At 66.5% G+C, this 18418-nt stretch carries 15 protein-coding genes; 12 read left to right on the forward strand and 3 right to left on the reverse strand.

Annotation, left to right across the window (positions count from 1 at the left end):
* Positions 1-3: 3 nt before the first annotated feature.
* The 9 genes from frr to rpmE all read left to right on the forward strand — a co-directional run bounded on the left by frr (position 4) and on the right by rpmE (position 8631).
* Positions 4-561 (forward strand): ribosome recycling factor, encoded by a 558-nt coding sequence (frr, locus tag ASE67_RS12245; protein WP_055761366.1) that lies wholly within the window; start codon positions 4-6, stop codon positions 559-561.
* On the forward strand, positions 558-1322 hold the full coding sequence (locus ASE67_RS12250; protein ID WP_055761368.1) for an isoprenyl transferase: 765 nt from the start codon (positions 558-560) through the stop codon (positions 1320-1322). The genes frr and ASE67_RS12250 overlap by 4 nt, the downstream gene beginning before the upstream one ends.
* Positions 1319-2122, forward strand: a complete 804-nt coding sequence (locus tag ASE67_RS12255) for a phosphatidate cytidylyltransferase (RefSeq protein WP_268795369.1) — start codon at positions 1319-1321, stop codon at positions 2120-2122. The genes ASE67_RS12250 and ASE67_RS12255 overlap by 4 nt, the downstream gene beginning before the upstream one ends.
* Positions 2119-3276 (forward strand): 1-deoxy-D-xylulose-5-phosphate reductoisomerase, encoded by a 1158-nt coding sequence (locus ASE67_RS12260; protein WP_055761371.1) that lies wholly within the window; start codon positions 2119-2121, stop codon positions 3274-3276. Before ASE67_RS12255 ends, ASE67_RS12260 begins: the two co-directional genes overlap by 4 nt.
* Positions 3273-4406, forward strand: a complete 1134-nt coding sequence (locus ASE67_RS12265; protein ID WP_055761374.1) for a M50 family metallopeptidase — start codon at positions 3273-3275, stop codon at positions 4404-4406. The genes ASE67_RS12260 and ASE67_RS12265 overlap by 4 nt, the downstream gene beginning before the upstream one ends.
* Before the next feature lie 61 nt (positions 4407-4467).
* Entirely contained in the window at positions 4468-7227 is a 2760-nt protein-coding gene (gene bamA, locus ASE67_RS12270; protein WP_055761721.1) for an outer membrane protein assembly factor BamA, read from the forward strand.
* The gene (locus ASE67_RS12275; RefSeq protein ID WP_055761377.1) at positions 7227-7829 is read left to right on the forward strand and encodes an OmpH family outer membrane protein; all 603 of its coding nucleotides are present in this window, start codon (positions 7227-7229) and stop codon (positions 7827-7829) included. Before bamA ends, ASE67_RS12275 begins: the two co-directional genes overlap by 1 nt.
* 3 nt (positions 7830-7832) lie before the next feature.
* Complete coding sequence (gene fabZ, locus ASE67_RS12280; RefSeq protein ID WP_055761380.1) at positions 7833-8303, forward strand: 3-hydroxyacyl-ACP dehydratase FabZ; 471 nt, start codon at positions 7833-7835, stop codon at positions 8301-8303.
* 97 nt (positions 8304-8400) lie between these two features.
* Positions 8401-8631 carry a 50S ribosomal protein L31 gene (rpmE, locus tag ASE67_RS12285; RefSeq protein WP_055761384.1) on the forward strand — a complete coding sequence of 77 codons (231 nt, stop codon included), beginning with the start codon at positions 8401-8403 and terminating at the stop codon, positions 8629-8631.
* 320 nt (positions 8632-8951) lie between these two features.
* Here the strand turns inward: rpmE and ASE67_RS12290 are convergent, their stop codons facing one another.
* Entirely contained in the window at positions 8952-11261 is a 2310-nt protein-coding gene (locus ASE67_RS12290) for a beta-glucosidase family protein (RefSeq protein WP_055761386.1), read from the reverse strand.
* A gap of 298 nt (positions 11262-11559) precedes the next feature.
* On the opposite strand from ASE67_RS12290, the gene ASE67_RS12295 reads away from it, so the two are divergent.
* Positions 11560-13110 carry an alkaline phosphatase D family protein gene (locus ASE67_RS12295; protein ID WP_055761389.1) on the forward strand — a complete coding sequence of 517 codons (1551 nt, stop codon included), beginning with the start codon at positions 11560-11562 and terminating at the stop codon, positions 13108-13110.
* A gap of 3 nt (positions 13111-13113) precedes the next feature.
* Here ASE67_RS12295 and ASE67_RS12300 read toward each other — a convergent pair whose 3' ends face one another.
* Complete coding sequence (locus ASE67_RS12300) at positions 13114-13692, reverse strand: YkgJ family cysteine cluster protein (protein WP_055761392.1); 579 nt, start codon at positions 13690-13692, stop codon at positions 13114-13116.
* A gap of 111 nt (positions 13693-13803) precedes the next feature.
* Here ASE67_RS12300 and ASE67_RS12305 point away from each other — a divergent pair, with 111 nt between their 5' ends.
* The gene (locus ASE67_RS12305) at positions 13804-14478 is read left to right on the forward strand and encodes a response regulator transcription factor (protein WP_055761394.1); all 675 of its coding nucleotides are present in this window, start codon (positions 13804-13806) and stop codon (positions 14476-14478) included.
* A 1-nt stretch (position 14479) separates the two neighbouring features.
* Complete coding sequence (locus tag ASE67_RS12310; RefSeq protein ID WP_055761397.1) at positions 14480-15802, forward strand: HAMP domain-containing sensor histidine kinase; 1323 nt, start codon at positions 14480-14482, stop codon at positions 15800-15802.
* Here the strand turns inward: ASE67_RS12310 and ASE67_RS12315 are convergent.
* The gene (locus ASE67_RS12315) at positions 15792-18380 is read right to left on the reverse strand and encodes a TonB-dependent receptor (RefSeq protein WP_055761400.1); all 2589 of its coding nucleotides are present in this window, start codon (positions 18378-18380) and stop codon (positions 15792-15794) included. The two genes, ASE67_RS12310 and ASE67_RS12315, sit on opposite strands and share 11 nt — an antisense overlap.
* Between the last annotated feature and the right edge of the window lie 38 nt (positions 18381-18418).

An 18418-nucleotide genomic window follows, 5' to 3' on the forward strand; every position in this document is an offset into this window, starting at 1 on the left:
GTTATGGCCGCATATAACAAGGCCGATCTGGAGCGCCGGATGGCCGGTGCCGTGGAATCGTTGAAGGGCGACCTGAGCGGTCTCCGCACCGGTCGCGCGTCGGTTTCGCTGCTCGATCCGGTTACCGTCGAGGTGTACGGCGCGCACATGCCGCTGAACCAGGTTGCGACCGTCTCGGCGCCCGAGCCGCGCATGCTGTCGGTGCAGGTGTGGGACAAGTCGAATGTCGGCCCGACCGACAAGGCGATCCGCTCGGCGGGCCTCGGCCTCAATCCGATCGTCGATGGCCAGACGCTGCGCCTGCCGATCCCCGATCTGACCGAGGAGCGCCGCAAGGAGCTGGCGAAGCTGGCCGGCAAGTACGCGGAATCGGCGCGCATCGCGGTGCGCAACGTCCGTCGTGACGGCATGGAAAGCCTGAAGACCGACGAGAAGAAGGGCGTCTATTCGGAAGACGAGCGCAAGAAGCTCGAAACCGAAGTCCAGAAGATGACCGATGCGACGATCGCCGACCTCGATGCTGCCGCAAGCGCGAAGGAAAAGGAAATCCTCGGCAAGTGACGTCGTTCGCCGCGCGCGCTCCGGCATCGGCGGCTGATTCCGCCGCACCGGGCCTGCCTTCCTCTTCCGTCATCCCCCGTCATGTGGCGATCATCATGGACGGCAACGGCCGCTGGGCAAAGGCCCGGCGGCTGCCGCGCGTGGCCGGCCATCGGCAGGGCGTGGAAGCGGTGCGGCGCATCACCCGTGCGGCGCGCGAACAGGGGATCGAGGCGCTGACGCTCTATGCCTTCTCCTCCGAGAATTGGCGTCGTCCCGAAGAGGAAATCGGCGACCTGATGGGGTTGCTGCGCCATTTCCTGAAGAACGAGATCAAGGAGCTGACGCGCGAAGGCGTGCGGCTGCGCATCCTGGGCAATTACCGTGCGCTGAAGGCCGATCTGGTCGAGCTGATCGATGATGCGGTCGCGCGGACGGCGACGAACACTGGGCCGATCCTCGCTATCGCGCTGAACTATGGTGCGCAGGCCGAGCTGGTCGCGGCGGCGCGGCGGCTGGCGGAAAAGGTCGCGGCGGGGATGCCGGTGTCGGCGATCGACGAGGCGGCGATCGATCGCGAGCTCGATACCGATGGCCTGCCGCCCCTCGACCTGATGATCCGCACGTCGGGCGAACAGCGCCTGTCGAACTTCCTGCTGTGGCAGGCCGCATATGCCGAGTTGCTGTTCGTCGACACGCTATGGCCCGATTTCGATGGCGAGGCGCTCGCGCAGGCGATCGCGGCCTATGGCCAGCGGCAGCGCCGGTTCGGGGGCCTGTGATCCCCGATCCCGCCGCCGATCCGGTAGCGCGGCGCAAATCCGACCTTGCCACGCGCACGCTGGCCAGTGTCGGGATGATCGCGGTGGCCGCCACTGCGCTGTGGCTGGGCGGGTTGGTCTTCTGGCTGCTGGTCGCGATCGGCACGCTGTTCATGATGGCCGAATGGGCCGACCTGCACAAAGTGTCGCGCGAGCATAAGCGGCTGGCCCAGCTGGCGCTCACCGTGCCGCTGGCGATCCTGTCGCCGCTGGCGGCGGGCGCGAGCTTCCTGGCGCTGGGGCTGATCGTCGGCGCGGCGTTCTTTGTCGTCATCATCACGCGGTTGCCGGGGCTGGCGCGCGGCATCGTCTATTGTGGGGCGCCGGCGCTGGCGGTCGTGTTCCTGCGCGGGCAGGGTGGCGGGCTGCTGCTCGCCTTCTGGGCAATGGCGCTGGTGTGGGCGTGCGATATCGGGGCGTATTTTGCGGGCCGGTCGATCGGCGGGCCGAAGCTGGCACCGACGATCAGCCCCAACAAGACCTGGGCCGGGCTGATCGGCGGCGTGATCGCCGCGTCGGTGCTGGCGGGCGGGCTGCATGTTGCCGGGTTGCCGCTGCTGCTGATGCTGGTGACGCCGCTGCTGGCGGTGCTGGCGCAGATGGGCGACCTGTATGAGAGCCAGCTGAAGCGCAAGGCAGGGGTCAAGGACTCGGGCAACGTCCTGCCCGGCCATGGCGGCGTGATGGATCGATTGGACGGATTGGTTCCCGTCGCGCCCGCTGCGGCGCTGATGGTCTTGGCGGGGCTGTATCTGGCATGAAGCGGGTTACCATTTTGGGCGCGACCGGATCGGTCGGCACGTCGACGCTCGACCTGATCGAACGCACGCCGGATGCCTTCGCGGTCGAGGCGCTGACCGCGCATCGCGATGTGGGCAAGCTAGCTGCGGCGGCGCGGCGGGTTGGTGCGAAGCTGGCGGTGGTCGGCGACGAGGCGTGCCTGCCGGTGCTGCGCGAGGCATTGGCCGGCAGCGGGATCGAGGCGGCGGGCGGTGCGCAGGCGGTGATCGATGCCGCGGCGCGGCCGGTCGACTGGACGATGGCGGCGATCGTCGGCACGGCGGGGCTGAAGCCGGTGATGGCGGCGCTGGCGCGCGGCGGCGCGGTCGCGCTGGCTAACAAGGAAGCGCTGGTATCGGCGGGCGAGGTGATGGCGGCGGCGGCGGGGCAGGCCGGTACCACGCTGTTGCCGGTCGATAGCGAACACAACGCGGTCTTCCAGTGCCTCGACGACTGTCCGCCCGAACGCATTCGCCGCATCATCCTGACGGCGAGCGGCGGGCCGTTTCGCGAACGGTCGCTGGCCGAGATGCAGGGGATCACGCCCGAACAGGCGGTGGCGCATCCCAACTGGTCGATGGGCGCCAAGATCTCGGTCGATTCGGCGACGATGATGAACAAGGGTCTCGAACTGATCGAGGCCTATCACCTGTTCCCGGTGACCCCCGAACAGCTCGACGTGCTGGTCCATCGCCAGTCGGTGATCCATTCGATGGTCGAATATGTCGACGGGTCGACGCTGGCGCAGCTGGGGTCGCCCGACATGCGCGTCCCGATCGCGCACGCGCTGGCATGGCCCGACCGGATGGAGACGCCGTGCGAGCGGCTCGACCTCGCACGGATCGGGCGACTGGATTTTGAGGCGCCGGACATGGTGCGCTTTCCGGCGTTGGCGCTGGCCCGTGCCGCGCTGTCGGCGGGCGGCGGGCGGCCGGCGATCCTGAATGCGGCGAACGAGGTGGCGGTCGCCGCCTTTCTCGACCGGCGAATCGGCTTCCTCGAAATTGCCGCAATCGTCTCGGATGTTCTCGACCGCTTCGATCCGCCGAAGCCGCAGACGATCGACGCCGTGCTGGCGATCGATAGCGAAGCACGGGGCTTGGCGGGCGAGCGTGTGAAGGACAGCGTCGCTTGATCGAATCCCCCGGACTGTTGATGACGATCATCGCGTTCCTGCTGGTGCTGGGGCCGTTGGTATTCCTGCACGAGCTGGGCCATTACGCCGCCGGACGCTGGTTCGGGGTGAAGGTCGATGCCTTCTCGGTCGGGTTCGGGCGGGAGGTCGCCGGGTTTACCGACCGGCATGGTACCCGGTGGAAGTTCGGCTGGTTGCCGCTGGGCGGCTATGTCCGCTTTGCCGGCGACATGAACCCGGCGTCGCAGCCCGATGCCGAATGGCTGCAACTGCCCGCGCACGAACGCGCCCGGACGTTTCAGGCGAAGCCGGTGTGGCAGCGGGCGATTATCGTCGCCGCCGGCCCGGCGGTGAACCTGCTGCTGGCGGTCCTGATTCTGGGTGGCTTCGCCGCGGCGTACGGCGTGGATCGCACGCCGGCGACGATCGGCGGCGTGGTGCAGGGCAGCGCAGCCGACCGCGCCGGATTGCAGCCGGGTGACCGGATCGCGTCGCTCGACGGGCGATCGATCGAGACATTTTCCGACCTGTCCTTCTACACCGCGATGCATCCGGGCGAGCGGGTGACGGTCGATTATGTGCGCGGCGGTGCGCTCCGCTCGGCCGACGCGGTGATCGGATCGGTGGTGCAGCGCGATCGCTTCGGCAACGAGGCAAAGATCGGCCGCTTCGGGATCGAGCGCGGCGCGCCGGTCTATGCGCCGCTGCCGCTGTGGCAGGCCCCGGTCGAGGGAACGCGCATGGTCGGATCGATCCTGCGCGGCACCGTCGACGGCTTGGGGCAGATTATCACCGGTCGCCGGTCGATGGAGGAAATGGGCGGTCCGCTGCGCATCGCCAAGACGTCGGGCGAACAGCTTTCGCTGGGCTGGCCGGCGCTGGTGACGTTCGTGGCGTTCGTTTCCATTAATCTGGGATTCATCAACTTGTTGCCAGTTCCGATGCTCGATGGCGGGCATCTGTTCTTTTACGCCATCGAAGCGATAAAGCGCGGGCCGGTGCGCCCGCAGACGATGGAGTGGGCATTTCGCGGCGGATTGGCGCTGTTGCTGGCGCTGATGATATTCGTCACGGTGAACGACCTGGGGGCGTTCGGCGTGTGGCGTGGGCTGGCCGGCTTGATCGGCTGACGCGGTTAGGGCAGGGCGCATTCGTCCTGTTTGGAAAGTTCCTCCGGTTGGGGTGGGTTTGGTGACGGCAAGCAAGTTTTCGATTTATGGCGCACATGGCGTGGCGCTGCTCGCGAGCACGATGCTCTCGGGCACGGCGGCATCGGCACAGACGCGTCCCGCTGCCGCTGCTCCGGCAGTCCAGCCGCCTGCCGTGCAGGCGCCCGCCGTTCCCGCCGCCCCGGTGCGGACCATCCGTTCGCTCCGGGTCGAGGGTGCGCAGCGCATCGAACCGGACACGGTGCTGTCCTATACGAAGCTGCGCGTCGGCAGCCCCTACACCGCGGAAACGCTCGATCAGGCGATCAAGGACCTTTACGCGTCCGACCTGCTCGCCAATGTCGAGATCGAGGGTGCCGAGACCAGCGACATCATCGTCCGGGTCCGCGAGAACCCGATCATCAACCGCGTGGTGCTGGAAGGCAACAAGCGGCTGAAAGACGACAAGATCACCAAGGAGATCAAGCTCGCCCCGCGGCAGATCTTCACCCGCACCGCCGTCCGTGCCGACGTCGCGCGCATCGTCGAGCTGTACCGCCGGCAGGGCCGGTTCGCGGCGAATGTCGAGCCGAAGATGGTCATGCTCGACCAGAACCGCGTCGACGTGATCTTCGAAATTCAGGAAGGGCCGAAATCCAAAGTCCGCCAGATCAACATCCTCGGCAACGAGGTATTCAGCGACAGCGAGCTGCGCGGCGAGATGGCGACCAAGGAGTCGCGTCCGTGGCGCGTCTTCAGCTCGAACACGAGCTATGACCAGGATCGTCTGGCCTATGACCAGCAGAAGCTGCGCCAGTTCTACCTGACCAACGGCTATGCCGATTTCCGCGTCATCTCGGCGGTCGCCGAACTGACGCCGGACAAGGAAGACTTCATCATCACCTATGTGGTGGAAGAAGGTAAGCGGTACAAATTCGGCGACGTGGCGGTCGAAAGCGCGATCCGCGATTTCGACAGCGCGGCGTTGACCAAGACGCTGCCGATGAAGAAGGGCGATTGGTACAACGCCAAGCTGTCCGAAGACGCGATCGACCAGTTGAGCGAATATGCCGGCCTGTTCGGATATGCGTTCACCGATGTCCGCCCGGAATATCAGCCCGATCGTGAAAAGCTCACGATGGGGATCACGTTCTTCCTGAACGAAGCGAACCGGACCTATGTCGAGAAGGTCGACATCACCGGCAACACGCAGACTCAGGACCGCGTGATCCGCCGCGAATTCCGCGTGGCCGAAGGGGACGCGTTCAACGCGTTCCTGGTCAAGCGGTCGCAGGATCGCATCAACTCGCTGGGCTATTTCCAGGAAAAGTTCGAGATCGAGCGCAAGGAAGGTTCTTCGCCCGACCGCATCATCCTGGCGGCGAACGTCGAGGAAAAATCGACCGGCGAGCTGACGCTCTCGGCGGGTTTCTCCAGCCTCGAACGCTTCATCATCCAGGCGTCGATCCGCCAACGGAATTTCCGGGGCAAGGGGCAGGACCTGCAGGCGTCGGTCAACTATTCGACCTATCAGAAGTCGGTCGAGCTGGGATTCACCGAGCCGTATCTGTTCGACAAGAACGTGGCGTTGGGCGGCACGATCTTCCGCCGCGACTTCAACTCGTTCAACTTCCTCGGCACCGGCCGCAACTCGCTCTATTCGCAGGTGTCGACCGGCGGGCAGATCGTGGCGAGCGTGCCGTTGACCGAATTCTGGACGCTGTCGGGCCGGTACCAGCTGAGCCAGGATAATGTCGGGCTGGACGAAAATACCTACTTTACCAACGGTGTCTGCGACCCGTTGAAGGCGGGACGGTATCTGTGCGATTCGATCGGTAACCGCCTGTCGAGCATCGTCGGTGCGAACCTGATCTTCGACAATCTCAACAACCGCCTGCGCCCGTCGCGCGGCCAGCGGCTGGTCACCGGTGTCGATTTTGCCGGCCTGGGCGGCGACGTCCGCTATGCCCGTGTGCGGGGGGATTTCGACAAATACTGGAATCTCGGCGGGTTCGTCCTGTCGGCAGGCATCGAGGGCGGATACATTCACGCCTTGCAGAAAAAGCCGGGCGAGGGGATCGACGCGGTTCGCATCGTCGATCGCTTCTATCTGGGTGAACCGCAGTTCCGCGGCTTCGACATTCGTGGCGTCGGCCCACGCATCCAGCGCCAGCAATATACCGGATCGGTCGCTGGCGGCGATCAGGCGCTGGTCACCGCGCGCGATCAGGTGCTGAACGATCCGCTGGGCGGCAAGGCCTATTATCTCGGCAAGCTCGAACTGGAGCCGCCGCTGGGATCGGGCATTGCCGAACTCGGCCTGCGTCCGTCGATATTCATCCAGGCCGGTGCGCTGTTCGGCGTTACCCGTCCGTTGCCGACGGTGCAGTTCCAGCAGGCGAAGAATGCCGACGGCACGCTGCAGTTCAACAAGGACGGGTCGCCGTCGCTGTTGCCGTTCACGACCAACACGACGGTCAACGGCCAGCAGGTGTACAACAACCAGTTTACCGACGCGTCGGGGCAGGCGGCGTTCCGGCAGACGACCTGTTCGGTCGGCTATTCGGCGACGATCGGCGGCACCTGCGCCGGCGGCGAAACCAATACGATCGCCACGTCGACGACTGCGCCTTTCCTCGAACAGTTCCTGGGCGATTCGGCCAAGCCGCGCCTGTCGATCGGTATCGGCGTGAACTGGAATTCGCCGTTCGGGCCGCTGCGCATCGACCTTGCCAAGGCGTTGCTGAGCCAGCCGGGCGACGACAAGAAACTCATCACTTTCAACGTAGGAACCCAATTCTGATGCGTAGCTTCACCAAGGCGGCTGTTGCCGCATTCGTCTTCGCGCTCCCGACCGCCCCGGCTTTCGCCCAGGCGCTGCCCGATGCGAAGATCGCCATCGTCGATTCGGAGCGGATTTTCCGCGACTGCACCGCGTGCAAGGCGGCGACCGCCCAGCTGCAGACCCAGCGCACCCAGCTGCAGTCGCTCGCGACCTCGCTCGGCCAGCCGCTGCAGACCGAAGCGCAGTCGCTGCAGACTGCCGTGACCGCTGCCAAGGGCAACCCGGACGCAGCGCTCCAGACCCGCATCCGCACGTTCCAGCAGAAGCAGCAGACCTCGCAGCAGCAGATCGAGCAGCAGGAACAGCAGGTCCAGCGCAACATCGCCTATGTGCGTGAGCAGATCGGCACGAAGCTGGGTCCGATCATCACCCAGGTCGCGCAGCAGCGTGGCGCGACGCTGGCCGTCGACAAGGGCAGCAGCTTCTACAACGCGCCGGCGACCGAAATCACCGATGCGGTGCTCGCCGCGCTCAACGCGCAGCTGCCGAGCGTCAGCGTGACCGCCCCGGCACAGGCCGCCCCGGCCGCCGGCGCACGTCCGGCCCCGGCAGGCCGCTGATCGATGGAAGGGGAAGCGACCTCGATCGGACCGCTCGACATCACGCGCGTGATGGCGGCGATCCCGCATCGCTATCCCATGTTGCTGGTCGACCGTGTCGCGGAGTTGATCCCCGACCGGTCGATCACCGCGATCAAGGCAGTGACGATCAACGAAGGCTTCTTCCAGGGGCATTTCCCCGGCCGTCCGATCATGCCGGGCGTGCTGATCGTCGAGGCGCTGGCGCAGGCCGCCGGCATCCTGGCGGTCGAAAGCCTCAGCCTCGCCGGGTCGGGCAAGCTGGTCTATTTCATGTCGATCGACGGCGTGAAATTCCGCAAGCCGGTTGAACCGGGCGTCCTGCTGACGCTGGAGGCCGAATTCGTGCAGAAGCGTTCGCGCGTCTGCAAGTTTTCGGGGAAGGCCCGAATCGACGGTGAACTGGCGGCCGAATGCGAATTCACCGCCATGATCGCCGACCCGCCCAAGGCGTAAGCCGACAGCGATCATTGCTATTATGGGCGCGTCCGTGTACGGGCGCGCCTTCCCATTTCCAAGGCTGGTCGGAACCAGCCGCCTGTGGAGACGACCGATGAAGAAAGAAACGCACCCCGACTATCACACCATCAAGGTCCAGATGACCGATGGCACGGTGTTCGAGACCCGTTCGACCTGGGGCAAGGAAGGCGATCTGATGACGCTGGACATCGATCCGCTGGCGCACCCGGCATGGACCGGTGGCCGTGGCCAGATGCTGGATTCGGGTGGTCAGGTCGCGCGCTTCAACAAGCGTTTCGGCGGTCTCTCGCTCGGCAAGAAGTAAGTCGCGGGCGGCGTTGCGCCGCTGCGATGTGCTCGAAAAGGGCTGCGGTGGCGTTCGCTACCGCAGCCCTTTTTGCGTTTGGAGCCGGGAGCGTCACTTTCCCCGTTCAATCCCGTAAAGACAGACAGTCCGGGCGCTTCGTGGTTGGCGCGACGGTACTGATCCACCCCGCTCGTCACCCCGGACTTGATCCGGGGTCCCGCTTCTGCGGCGGTAGGAAGAAGAAGCAGGACCCCGGGTCAAGCCCGGGGTGACGGAGGCGGGGTGGTTCCTGCCGACGGTCCGGGGATTGCGGTAGTCGCAATCCCCCCGTGACGTGTTTACCGCCCGCGATTATCGAGCGTGGCCGGGGCGACCCGCACCGTCGCCCGCTCGGCAATATCGGTCGCCGAGTGCGCCAGCAGCAGCTGGTATTCGCCACCGGCAATGTTCCACCCGCGCGTCTTGCTGTCGAATGTCGCCAGCAGGCGCGGATCGACGGTCAGCGTCACGCTCCGGCTCTCGCCCGGTGCCAGATCGACCTTGGTGAAGCCGCCGAGCCGCTTGGGCGCTTCCCAGCCGCTGCCCGCGACATAGAGCTGGGCCAGCCCCTTGCCGCGCAGCTTGCCGCTGTTGGTGATGGTGAAGGTCGCCGACACGCCCTTGCCCTGCGGCGCGGCGGTCAGCTTGCCCAGCGTGAAGTTCGTGTAGGACAGGCCATAGCCGAACGGGAACAGCGGCTGGGCCCCGGTCTTGTCGAACCATTTATACCCGACCGCGGCCCCCTCGACGTCGTAATTGCCGATCGGGTGCGAATCGCGGTCGAGCTTGGGATCGCCCTCGATCACGGGACGCGGCAGCTGGGCGAGCGACGCGGGGAAGGTCGCGGGCAGATGGCCCGAGGGATTGACCTCGCCGGTCAGGACGCGGGCGATCGCCTCGCCGCCCGAGGTACCCGAATACCATGCCTCCAGCACCGCGCCGACCCTGGGCAGCCACGGCATCAGCACCGGGCCGCCGGTTTCGAGGACGACGACGGTGCGCTTGTTGGCGCGTGCGACGGCATCGATCAGCGCGTCCTGCTGATTCGGCAGGTTCAGGTTCGGTGCATCGATCGACTCGCCGGTCCATTGTTCGCCGAACACGATCACGACATCAGCCTTGCGCGCGGCGGCGGTGGCGGCGCGAACGTCCTTGCCGTCGATATAGGTGACGGTCGCCTGGGTGCGGGACTGCAACGCCTTCATCGGCGAGGAGGGGTGGTAGAGCTTCGGCCCCGGAAAGCCGCTCGGAAATTCGTCGGGCACGGCGAGGCCGTTCACCGGGCCGCCATGCGGATAGACCTGGCTCGACCCGCCGCCCGACAGGACGCCGACATCGGCATGCGCGCCGATCACGAGGATCGATTTGGCCGTGGTCGACAGCGGCAACAGGCCCGGCGTGTTCTTCAGCAGGACGATGCCTTCCTCGGCATCGGCGCGGGTGACGGCGGCGTGCGCGGCATAATCGATCGTGGTCGCACGGTCGCCCGCGACCTGTTTGTCGAACAGGCCGTTGTCGAACATCGCCCACAGGACGCGGCGGGCCATGTCGGTCGCGCGTGCTTCCGGAACATAGCCGTTGTTCACCGCTTCGCGCAGCGCATCGGCGAAATAGGGCGAACGATCGAACGCCCAGCCCGATTGCTGGTCCAGCCCGGCATTGGCCGCCTGCGTCGTCGAATGGGTGGCGCCCCAATCCGACATCACGAAGCCCTTATAGCCCCAATCCTGCTTCAGCGTCTTGTTGAGCAGCCAGTCATTCTCACACGCATAGAAGCCGTTGACGCGGTTATAGGCGCACATCACCGACCCCGGATTGCCGATTTCCAGCGCGAATTCGAACGCCAGCAGGTCGGATTGGCGTGCGGCCTGCTCGCCGATCTTGTGGTCGATGTTGAAGCGGTTCGTTTCCTGCCCGTTGAAGGCATAATGCTTCATCGTCGAGACGACGTTCTGCGACTGGATGCCCTTGATCTCATGGCCGGTGATGATGCCGGCGAGCAGCGGATCTTCGCCGCCATATTCGAAATTCCGCCCGTTACGCGGTTCGCGCATCAGGTTCATGCCGCCAGCCAGCTGCACGTTGAAGCCGGACAGGAACGCCTCGTTCCCGATCATCGCGCCGCCGGCCTGGGCCAGTTCCGGGTTCCACGTCGCCGCGGTGGCGATGCCCGAGGGGAGCGAGGTGCGCAGGCGCGGGGTCGGCGTGCGCTGGCTGGCGACACCGACGCCGGCATCGGTCTGCCACTGGCTGGGGATGCCGAGGCGCGGGATGCCGGGGACGATGCCGGCCGAATCGGGCAAACCGTCCTTTGGCATCTGCCAGTTCTTGATCGGGCTGCGCTGCCACTCCGCCTTGGTCGAGAAATAGCCGAAGGTCAGCTGCAGCTTTTCATCGAGCGTCATCTCCTTCAGCAGCAGCTCGGTACGGGCTGCCGCGTCGAGCGCCGTGTTCATCCACGGTCGCGCGGCGGGGCCGTCGGTCGGGGCAGTGGCGGCCTTTGGCGCGTTATTGGTGGTCTGCGCCAGCGCCGGGGTGGCGAGCGCGCTGCCGGCGAGCAGCGAGCCGGCCAGAAGGCGCAGCAGGGCGGTGCGGGGAGTGGCGGGCATCGGTTGCTTTCTGATGAAGGAGAAACGGATCGGGCTGTTGGATAGGATTGAGTGAACGTTCACAATGTCGCGAATCCACGCAGTTGTCGATACCGGCATCATGGTTCTCCCCATCCCCTGTCGCGCCGTCCCCCGGCGGTCTGTCGTGGATACTGATAGCGTTGTCAGCCTTGCCAGCGCAACCGCTCTGCCGTTCCCTGCGCGCGGTCGGGCGGCGAGGGCGAAACGCGATTGCCGTGCGGCGACCGGATGGTAGATCGTCCCGGAAATGTCATCATCAGCGTTCAGGAACCATCGCATGTCTTCGCTTCTGACCCGTCGCGGCTTTGTCGGCGCGACTGCCCTGCTGGTGGGGGCACCTGCGATCCTGCGCGCGCAACAGCTGTTCGCGGCCTATCCGTTCCGGCTGGGCGTCGCGGCGGGTGATCCGTCGAGCGACGGGTTCGTGCTGTGGACGCGGCTGGCCCCCGATCCGCTGGCCGAACATGGCGGCATGCCGATGGCGGCGATGCCGGTGGAATGGATCGTCGCCAGTGACGAGGGCATGCGCAACGTGCTCGCGAAGGGGGAGGCGATCGCCCGCCCCGAATTGGGCCACAGCGTGCATGTCGAGGTCGCCGGGCTGCAACCCGCCCGACCCTATTGGTATCGGTTCCAGATCGGGCGCGAACGGTCGCAGCGGGGGCGGGTGCGGACCTTGCCGGCGGCGGGTACGCCGGTCGACCGGGTACGGTTCGCCGTGGTGGGGTGCCAGAATTACGAAGCCGGCCTGTTCACCGCTTATCGCCACATGGCGCTGGAGGAGGTCGATTTCGCCTTTCACTATGGCGACTATATCTATGAGGGGCGCACGACGCCGGGCAGCATCGGCCATGACGGCCTTCCGCGCCGGGTAGTGCGCGAACATCTGGGCCAGGACCTGTACGATCTTGCCGATTTCCGGCGGCGCTATGCCCAGTACAAGCTGGACCCCGATTTGCAGGCGGCGCATGCGGCGACGGCGTGGTTCCCGACGTTCGACGATCACGAGGTCGAGGATAACTGGGTCGGCCTGGCCGACAAACGCGGGACGCCGCCGGAAATCTTTGCGCTGCGCCGCGCGGCGGCGTTTCAGGCATGGTATGAGCATTCCCCGGTACGGCGCAGCGCCTTTCCGACCGGCGACGGTATCCAGGCGTATCGCCGGGCGACGATCGGCAATCTGGTCGACCTGCATCTGCTCGACACGCGCAGCTATCGCAGCGACCAGCCATGCGATGACGGGTTCGAGCCGGTTTGCGCCGGGGTGCGCGATCCGAATGCGCAGGTGCTGGGGCCGACGCAGGAACAGTGGCTGGGCCGCAATCTTGCCCAGCGGGCGGCGCGGTGGAATGCGATCGCGCAGCAGGTGATGGTGATGCCGCTCGACCGGCGGGATGCGGACGGCGCCGTGCCGATCCGCAACATGGACAGCTGGGCCGCCTATGATGCGCCCCGCGAACGGTTCCTGCGGCAGCTGAAGGGGCAGAACGCCGTCGTCCTGACCGGTGACGAGCATCAGACCTTTGCCGGCGAACTGCGCACCAATGCCGGTACCGGCGACAAGGTGGCGGTGGAGCTGGTCACCACGTCGATCTCGTCCGGCGGCGACGGGGCCGATGTGCGGGCGGGCAACGAACGGCTGATGACGAACAACCCGTATCTGAAGTTTACCGGCGACCGGCGTGGCTATGCGGTGTGCGACGTGACGCGCGACCGCTGGGTGACGCAGGCGCGGGCGGTGCGCAGCGTGAGCGAGCCGGATGCCCCGGTATCGACGCTGGCGACCTTCACCATTCCGGCGGGAGAGCCCACACTGTCGATCGCCTGATCGTCAGTCGTCCGCCGCCGGGGCCGTGTCGAACATGGCATAGCGTTCGCGCCACGCCGCAACCTCGTTTGCCAGCGAGGGCGGCGGCGTGGCGGACACGATGTGGCGGGCGACGTCGGCGGCGGGGTGCATGAGCATCTTTTCCTGCCCGTCGCTGAACCATACCGGCACCAGCCGGTCGCACAGCTGGTCGAGCATCGCGGCGGCCATGCCGCTGCGGATCGCGTCGCTGCCGGGCAGCATCCGGACGTTGATCGACACCGCCTCCAGCGGACTGGACGGACGATCGACGAAGTTGAGCGAGACGAGCAGCCCCGATCGATCCGGCCGCGCCGCATCGGGCAGGTCGGCGCGGCGGCGCCAGACGCAGAACCAGGTCCGGCAGATATGCGGCCGGGTGGCGTGGATCGCACAGCCGCCCGTCGACAAATGGCGGCAGGGCGTGCCGGCGGGCTTGGCGAAGTCGGGGGAGTTCACCGTCAGGTGCGTGCAGCAGGCGGTACAGTCGCCGCACGCCCGCCCCGGCACCACCGGCCCGATCAGCATCGTTTCGATATCGGGATCGGTCGGGGCAGGGGTCATGTCGTGCCTATAGCCGCTGCACCCGGCGCGGCCAAATCGTCGGCCTGCGCTGGCCTGTCCGGTGTCTTGTCCGGTATAGCCGGTGGTCCACGTGGAAAGGGAAGGGCTGCGGTGAAGCTGTTGATCGTCGAGGATGACCGCGCGTTCGCCGCAGCGATGCGGGCCGAGCTGGAAACGCTGTCGCATGACGTCACGGTCGCCGGTACCGGGCCGGACGCGCTGGCGGCGGTCGAGGCCGGCGATTTCGATGCGGTGGTGCTCGATTCGATGATCCCGCTGCTCGACGGGCCGACGGTGGTGCAGCGGCTGCGCGCGCGGGGGCATCGCCTGCCGGTGCTGATGCTGACGGCGCTGGGTCACGCCAGCGACAAGGTGGGCGGGCTGGAGGCCGGGGCCGATGACTATGTGGTGAAGCCCGCGCCGGCGATCGAGATCGATGCCCGGCTGCGGGCGTTGATCCGTGCGCGCGGGTGGCGCGACGACGTGGTGGAGACGCTGCGCGCCGCTGATATCACCCTGCAACCGGCACAGCATCGCGCATGGCGGGGCGAACGGCCACTGGTCCTGTCGAACCTCGAATTCAAGCTGCTGGCCGAGCTGGTGCGCCATGCCGGCGGGTTCGTGACGCGGGCGATGCTGATCGAGCGCGTCTGGGGCTATGATTTCGAACCGGCGACCAACATCGTCGACGTGCAAATTCGCGCGCTGCGGCGCAAACTCACCGCCGATGGCGAGGACGATCCGATCGTGACGAAGCGCGGCGTCGGCTACAGCCTGCGCGCCTGACATGCTGCGGCTGCGCACGCTGACCGCGATCTTCCTGACGGCATTCGCGGTCGTGACGGTGGTGACCGGCTATGCCACCTTCCACGCGTCGCGCACCGCGATCGTGTCGCTGGTCGACCGGCGGATCGACTCCGTCGCCGATGCGCTGCTGGAGGATGTGGCGCCGGGCGACGCCGATGCGATCCTGCGCCGGATCGTCGCCTTTTCCAGCCGGCGGGACAGCGGCGATATCGGGTTCGAGCTGCTGGATGCCGCCGGGCACCGGCTGGGCGGCAACGTCGCGCTGGCGCGACCACTTCGATCCGGCTTTTCCGACGTGAGCCGGACGGACGGGATTACCGGGCTGAGCGTCGGGCGGGCCGAGACGCGATCGGTCGGGGGCGGACTGACCCTCATCACCGTCGCCGAGACGGAGCCGATCGATGGCTATGACGCGATCCGCCTGCGCAACTATCTGATCGGGTTCGGCCTGATCGCGGCGGTCGTGCTGGCAGGAACGGCGACGTTCGGGCTGGTCGTGCGACGCCGGATCGATGCCACGCGGACGACCGCGCTGGCGATCATCGACGGCGATCTGTCGCACCGCGTCCCGGTGGCGGCGAACGGCGGCGTATTCGCCGCGCAGGCAGAGGCGATCAACCGGATGCTCGACCGGATCGCGACGCTGGTCGACGGGCTGCGGCATGTTGCCAACGACGTCGCGCACGACCTGCGCACGCCGCTGGCCCGGTTGCGCAGCAGGTTGACGGTTGCCGCCGAAGGCACGCCGTCGGACGAGCTGGATGCCGCCATCGAGCAGTGCGACGAATTGCTGGCGATCTTTGGCGCGATCCTGCGCATTGCGGAAATCGATACCGGCGACCGGCGCAACGCGTTCGGCCGGGTCGCGCTGCACGACCTTGCCGGCGAGGTGGTGGACACGCTGTCGGACGCGGCGCAGGACGAGAAGCGCACGCTGGCGACGGGGACGCTGCCCGCGATCACCATCGCGGGTGACCGGCAGTTGCTGAGCCAGGCGCTGTACAATCTGGTGGAGAACGCGCTGCACCACACCCCGCCGGGGACGAGGGTGACGGTATCGCTGGCGGTGACCGGCGATGCGGTCAGCCTCAGCGTCGCGGATAGCGGGCCGGGGATCGCCGAGGGGGACAGGGCGCTGGCCCGGCGACGCTTCGGGCGGCTGGAGGCCAGCCGGCATCGTCCGGGCCATGGGCTGGGCCTGCCGATCGTGGATGCGATCGCGCGCCTCCACGGCGGCAGGCTGGAACTGGCGGATGCGCGGCCGGGGCTGGCGGCCGCGCTGGTCCTGCCGATCAGAAGTTGATGAGCCCCTCCACGCCGAAGGTGCGCGGCGCGTTGAAGTTGCCATAGTCGCCCAGCACGTTGTTGATGCTGCCCGACGTCACATTGGTCGTCGGTGCGCCCGGCAGGCTGTTCGACGGATCGCGACGATAGACATATTGCTCGTCGAACAGGTTGCGACCCCATAGCGCGACGGTCAGCTTCTGATGCCCTTCGCCCAGCGCGATGTCGGCCAGCGCGACCCGGCCGTTGACGATGAACGACGCGTCGTTCTTCGTCGCGAACTGGTCGAACGCCTGCGTCGCCTGCGCATAGTTGCCGTCGAGGTGGAAGCGCAGCTTGTTCCCCGTGTCGAGCGGCAGGGCATAGTCGATCGACCCGCTGGCGGCGTTGCGGGGCGTGAAGACGATGTAGAAGTTCTGATAGACCTGCGTGGCTGTCGTCACCCCGGCGGCGTTCGTCACGCTGTTGGTGATGAGGACCGGCGGAATGCGGGTATAGGTATAGGCGTAGGAGGCGTTCAGCGTCAGGTTGTCGATCGGCTGGACAGTCAGTTCCGCCTCGATCCCGCGAATCTTGGTCGTGCCCGGCGCGTTGATCGTGACCAGGTTGTTGAAATTGCCGGTCGCGGTCGACTGGATCGAGCTGATGTCGACCTGGCTGTCCTTGCGATCCATGATGTAGGCGGCAAGGTTCAGGCGCGCGCGCTTGTCCCAGAAGTCCGACTTCATGCCGACTTCGTACGACTTCACGCCCTCCGGATCGAACGCCTGATAGTTGGACGTGCGCGAGCTGGCACCGCCCGCACGGTATCCGGTCGCGTATTTCGCATAGACGTGCACATTGTCCGCCGCGTCATAGGCGAGCGTGACCATCGGGTTGAACCGGTTCCACGTCGCATCCAGCGGGGTGTAGCCGTTGCGCGCCGCAGCGGCGGTGTTGGTGTCGTAGTTGATGTTGCGCGAGAAATGCAGCTCGCCACGCTTGGTATCGTGGGTGTAGCGGCCCCCGGCGGTCAGGTGCAGTACGTCGGTCGCGTTCCATGTGACCTGACCGTAAGCGGCATAGCTTTTCGACCAGACTTCCGACGCGCGGTCGATCGAGCGGCAACCCGGCTGCGATCCGGCAGGCGCGGTGGTGCCGCCAACGGGCAGATTGTTCACTACCGTGAAGCCGGTGGTGATGACTGCGCACGGATTGACGATGCTGATCCGCCCGGTCGCCGCATTGTAGAAGTTCGAATTGGGCGTCGCGGCGTCGTCGCTGACATGTTCGTTGAAATAGAACAGTCCGGCAACATAATCGAACCGGTCGACGGTGCCGACCGCCTGGAATTCCTGGCTGAACTGGCGCTGGCGCAGATCGGCCAGCGAATAGCGGCTGAACAGCTGGCCGTTATACAGCGTGCCGTCGATCACGACGTTGCCGGGGTTGAAGACGGGCACGCGGTGTGCGCCGCCCGAATTGTCCCACTGGGTCGCATCGACGCCGCGCCATGCGGTGATCGACCGCAATTCGATTTCGGGCGACAGCTTGTACTTCAGCAGGTTGGTGAAGCCGTGGGTTTCATCGACGCTCGGCTGCTGCGGCACGCCGATATCGGCGGTCTTCATCCGGCTGGTGCCGTTGACGACGACGCCGGGCATCAGCGGCTTCACCGTGCCGGTGAGCGCCGTATAGGCGGTGCCGGGCAGGGTACAGGCCGGGACCGCCGACTGGGCACCGGCGACGCAGCCATTGGGGTTGTAGTTCAGCAGCTGGCTGTAGAAGGGCGAATTCTTGTCGATGCCGTAATCGTAGGAGAAGTCTTCGGTCAGGCCATCGATCGGTGCCCAGCGGACGGCGGCGCGGGCGCCACGGCGATCGAAATAGTTGAAGCCGGTCTGGCCCGCCAACGGGTTCTTCGTGGTCGGCCCCTGATACTGGACGATGCCGTCCAGCTTCACACTGACATTCTCATACGCCGGCAGGTCCAGATGCACTTCGCCGTTATAGCCGCCATAGTTGGCGACGCCGGCGCGGATGCGGCCCTCGAACTCGCCCGAGGGGGCGCGGGTGACGATGTTCAGCGCGCCGCCTTCGGTATTGCGGCCGAACAGCGTGCCCTGCGGCCCTTTCAGGACCTCGATCCGCTCGACATCGAACAGTGCGGCGTTGAGGCCATGCTGGCGGCCGAGATAGACGCCATCGACATAGATGCCGACGCCCTGTTCGCGCGCCGGCTGGTTGGCGTCGAGCGGCACGATGCCGCGAATGCCGACGGTCAGCGCGCTCTGCCGCGCTTCGAACGTGGCGACGCGCAGCGAGGGGACGGCACCGTCGGCCAGATCGTACAGGCTCTGGACGTGGCGATCGATGAGGGCAGGGGCGCCCAGCACACTGATCGCGACCGGGGTCTTTTGCAGGTTCGTTTCCCGGCGCGTCGCGGTCACCACGATGTCGGGGATCGCGGAGGCGTCGTCGGTCGCCGGCGCTTCGGGCGCGGCGGTAACGGGCGCGGGAACCGCGTCTTCCGGCGCGGCAGCCTGTGCCGCGACCGGCACCAGCAGCGCGGCGGCACCCATGAGAAGGCGTGCGCGCACACCCGAACGAACGATCATCTGTAAATTCCCCTTTGGGCCGATACGGCTCGGAAGGG

The sequence above is a fragment of the Sphingomonas sp. Leaf23 genome (genome assembly GCF_001421585.1).
Taxonomy (GTDB): domain Bacteria; phylum Pseudomonadota; class Alphaproteobacteria; order Sphingomonadales; family Sphingomonadaceae; genus Sphingomonas.

Bases quoted from the DNA above. Each gene is read 5' to 3' on its own strand.
- ASE67_RS12260 (WP_055761371.1), top strand. From the start codon at position 2,119: ATGAAGCGGGTTACCATTTTGGGCGCGACCGGATCGGTCGGCACGTCG.
- frr (WP_055761366.1), top strand. From the start codon at position 4: ATGGCCGCATATAACAAGGCCGATCTGGAGCGCCGGATGGCCGGTGCC.
- ASE67_RS12300 (WP_055761392.1), bottom strand. From the start codon at position 13,692: ATGACCCCTGCCCCGACCGATCCCGATATCGAAACGATGCTGATCGGG.
- ASE67_RS12315 (WP_055761400.1), bottom strand. From the start codon at position 18,380: ATGATCGTTCGTTCGGGTGTGCGCGCACGCCTTCTCATGGGTGCCGCC.
- ASE67_RS12275 (WP_055761377.1), top strand. From the start codon at position 7,227: ATGCGTAGCTTCACCAAGGCGGCTGTTGCCGCATTCGTCTTCGCGCTC.
- fabZ (WP_055761380.1), top strand. From the start codon at position 7,833: ATGGAAGGGGAAGCGACCTCGATCGGACCGCTCGACATCACGCGCGTG.
- ASE67_RS12310 (WP_055761397.1), top strand. From the start codon at position 14,480: ATGCTGCGGCTGCGCACGCTGACCGCGATCTTCCTGACGGCATTCGCG.
- ASE67_RS12290 (WP_055761386.1), bottom strand. From the start codon at position 11,261: ATGCCCGCCACTCCCCGCACCGCCCTGCTGCGCCTTCTGGCCGGCTCG.
- ASE67_RS12295 (WP_055761389.1), top strand. From the start codon at position 11,560: ATGTCTTCGCTTCTGACCCGTCGCGGCTTTGTCGGCGCGACTGCCCTG.
- rpmE (WP_055761384.1), top strand. From the start codon at position 8,401: ATGAAGAAAGAAACGCACCCCGACTATCACACCATCAAGGTCCAGATG.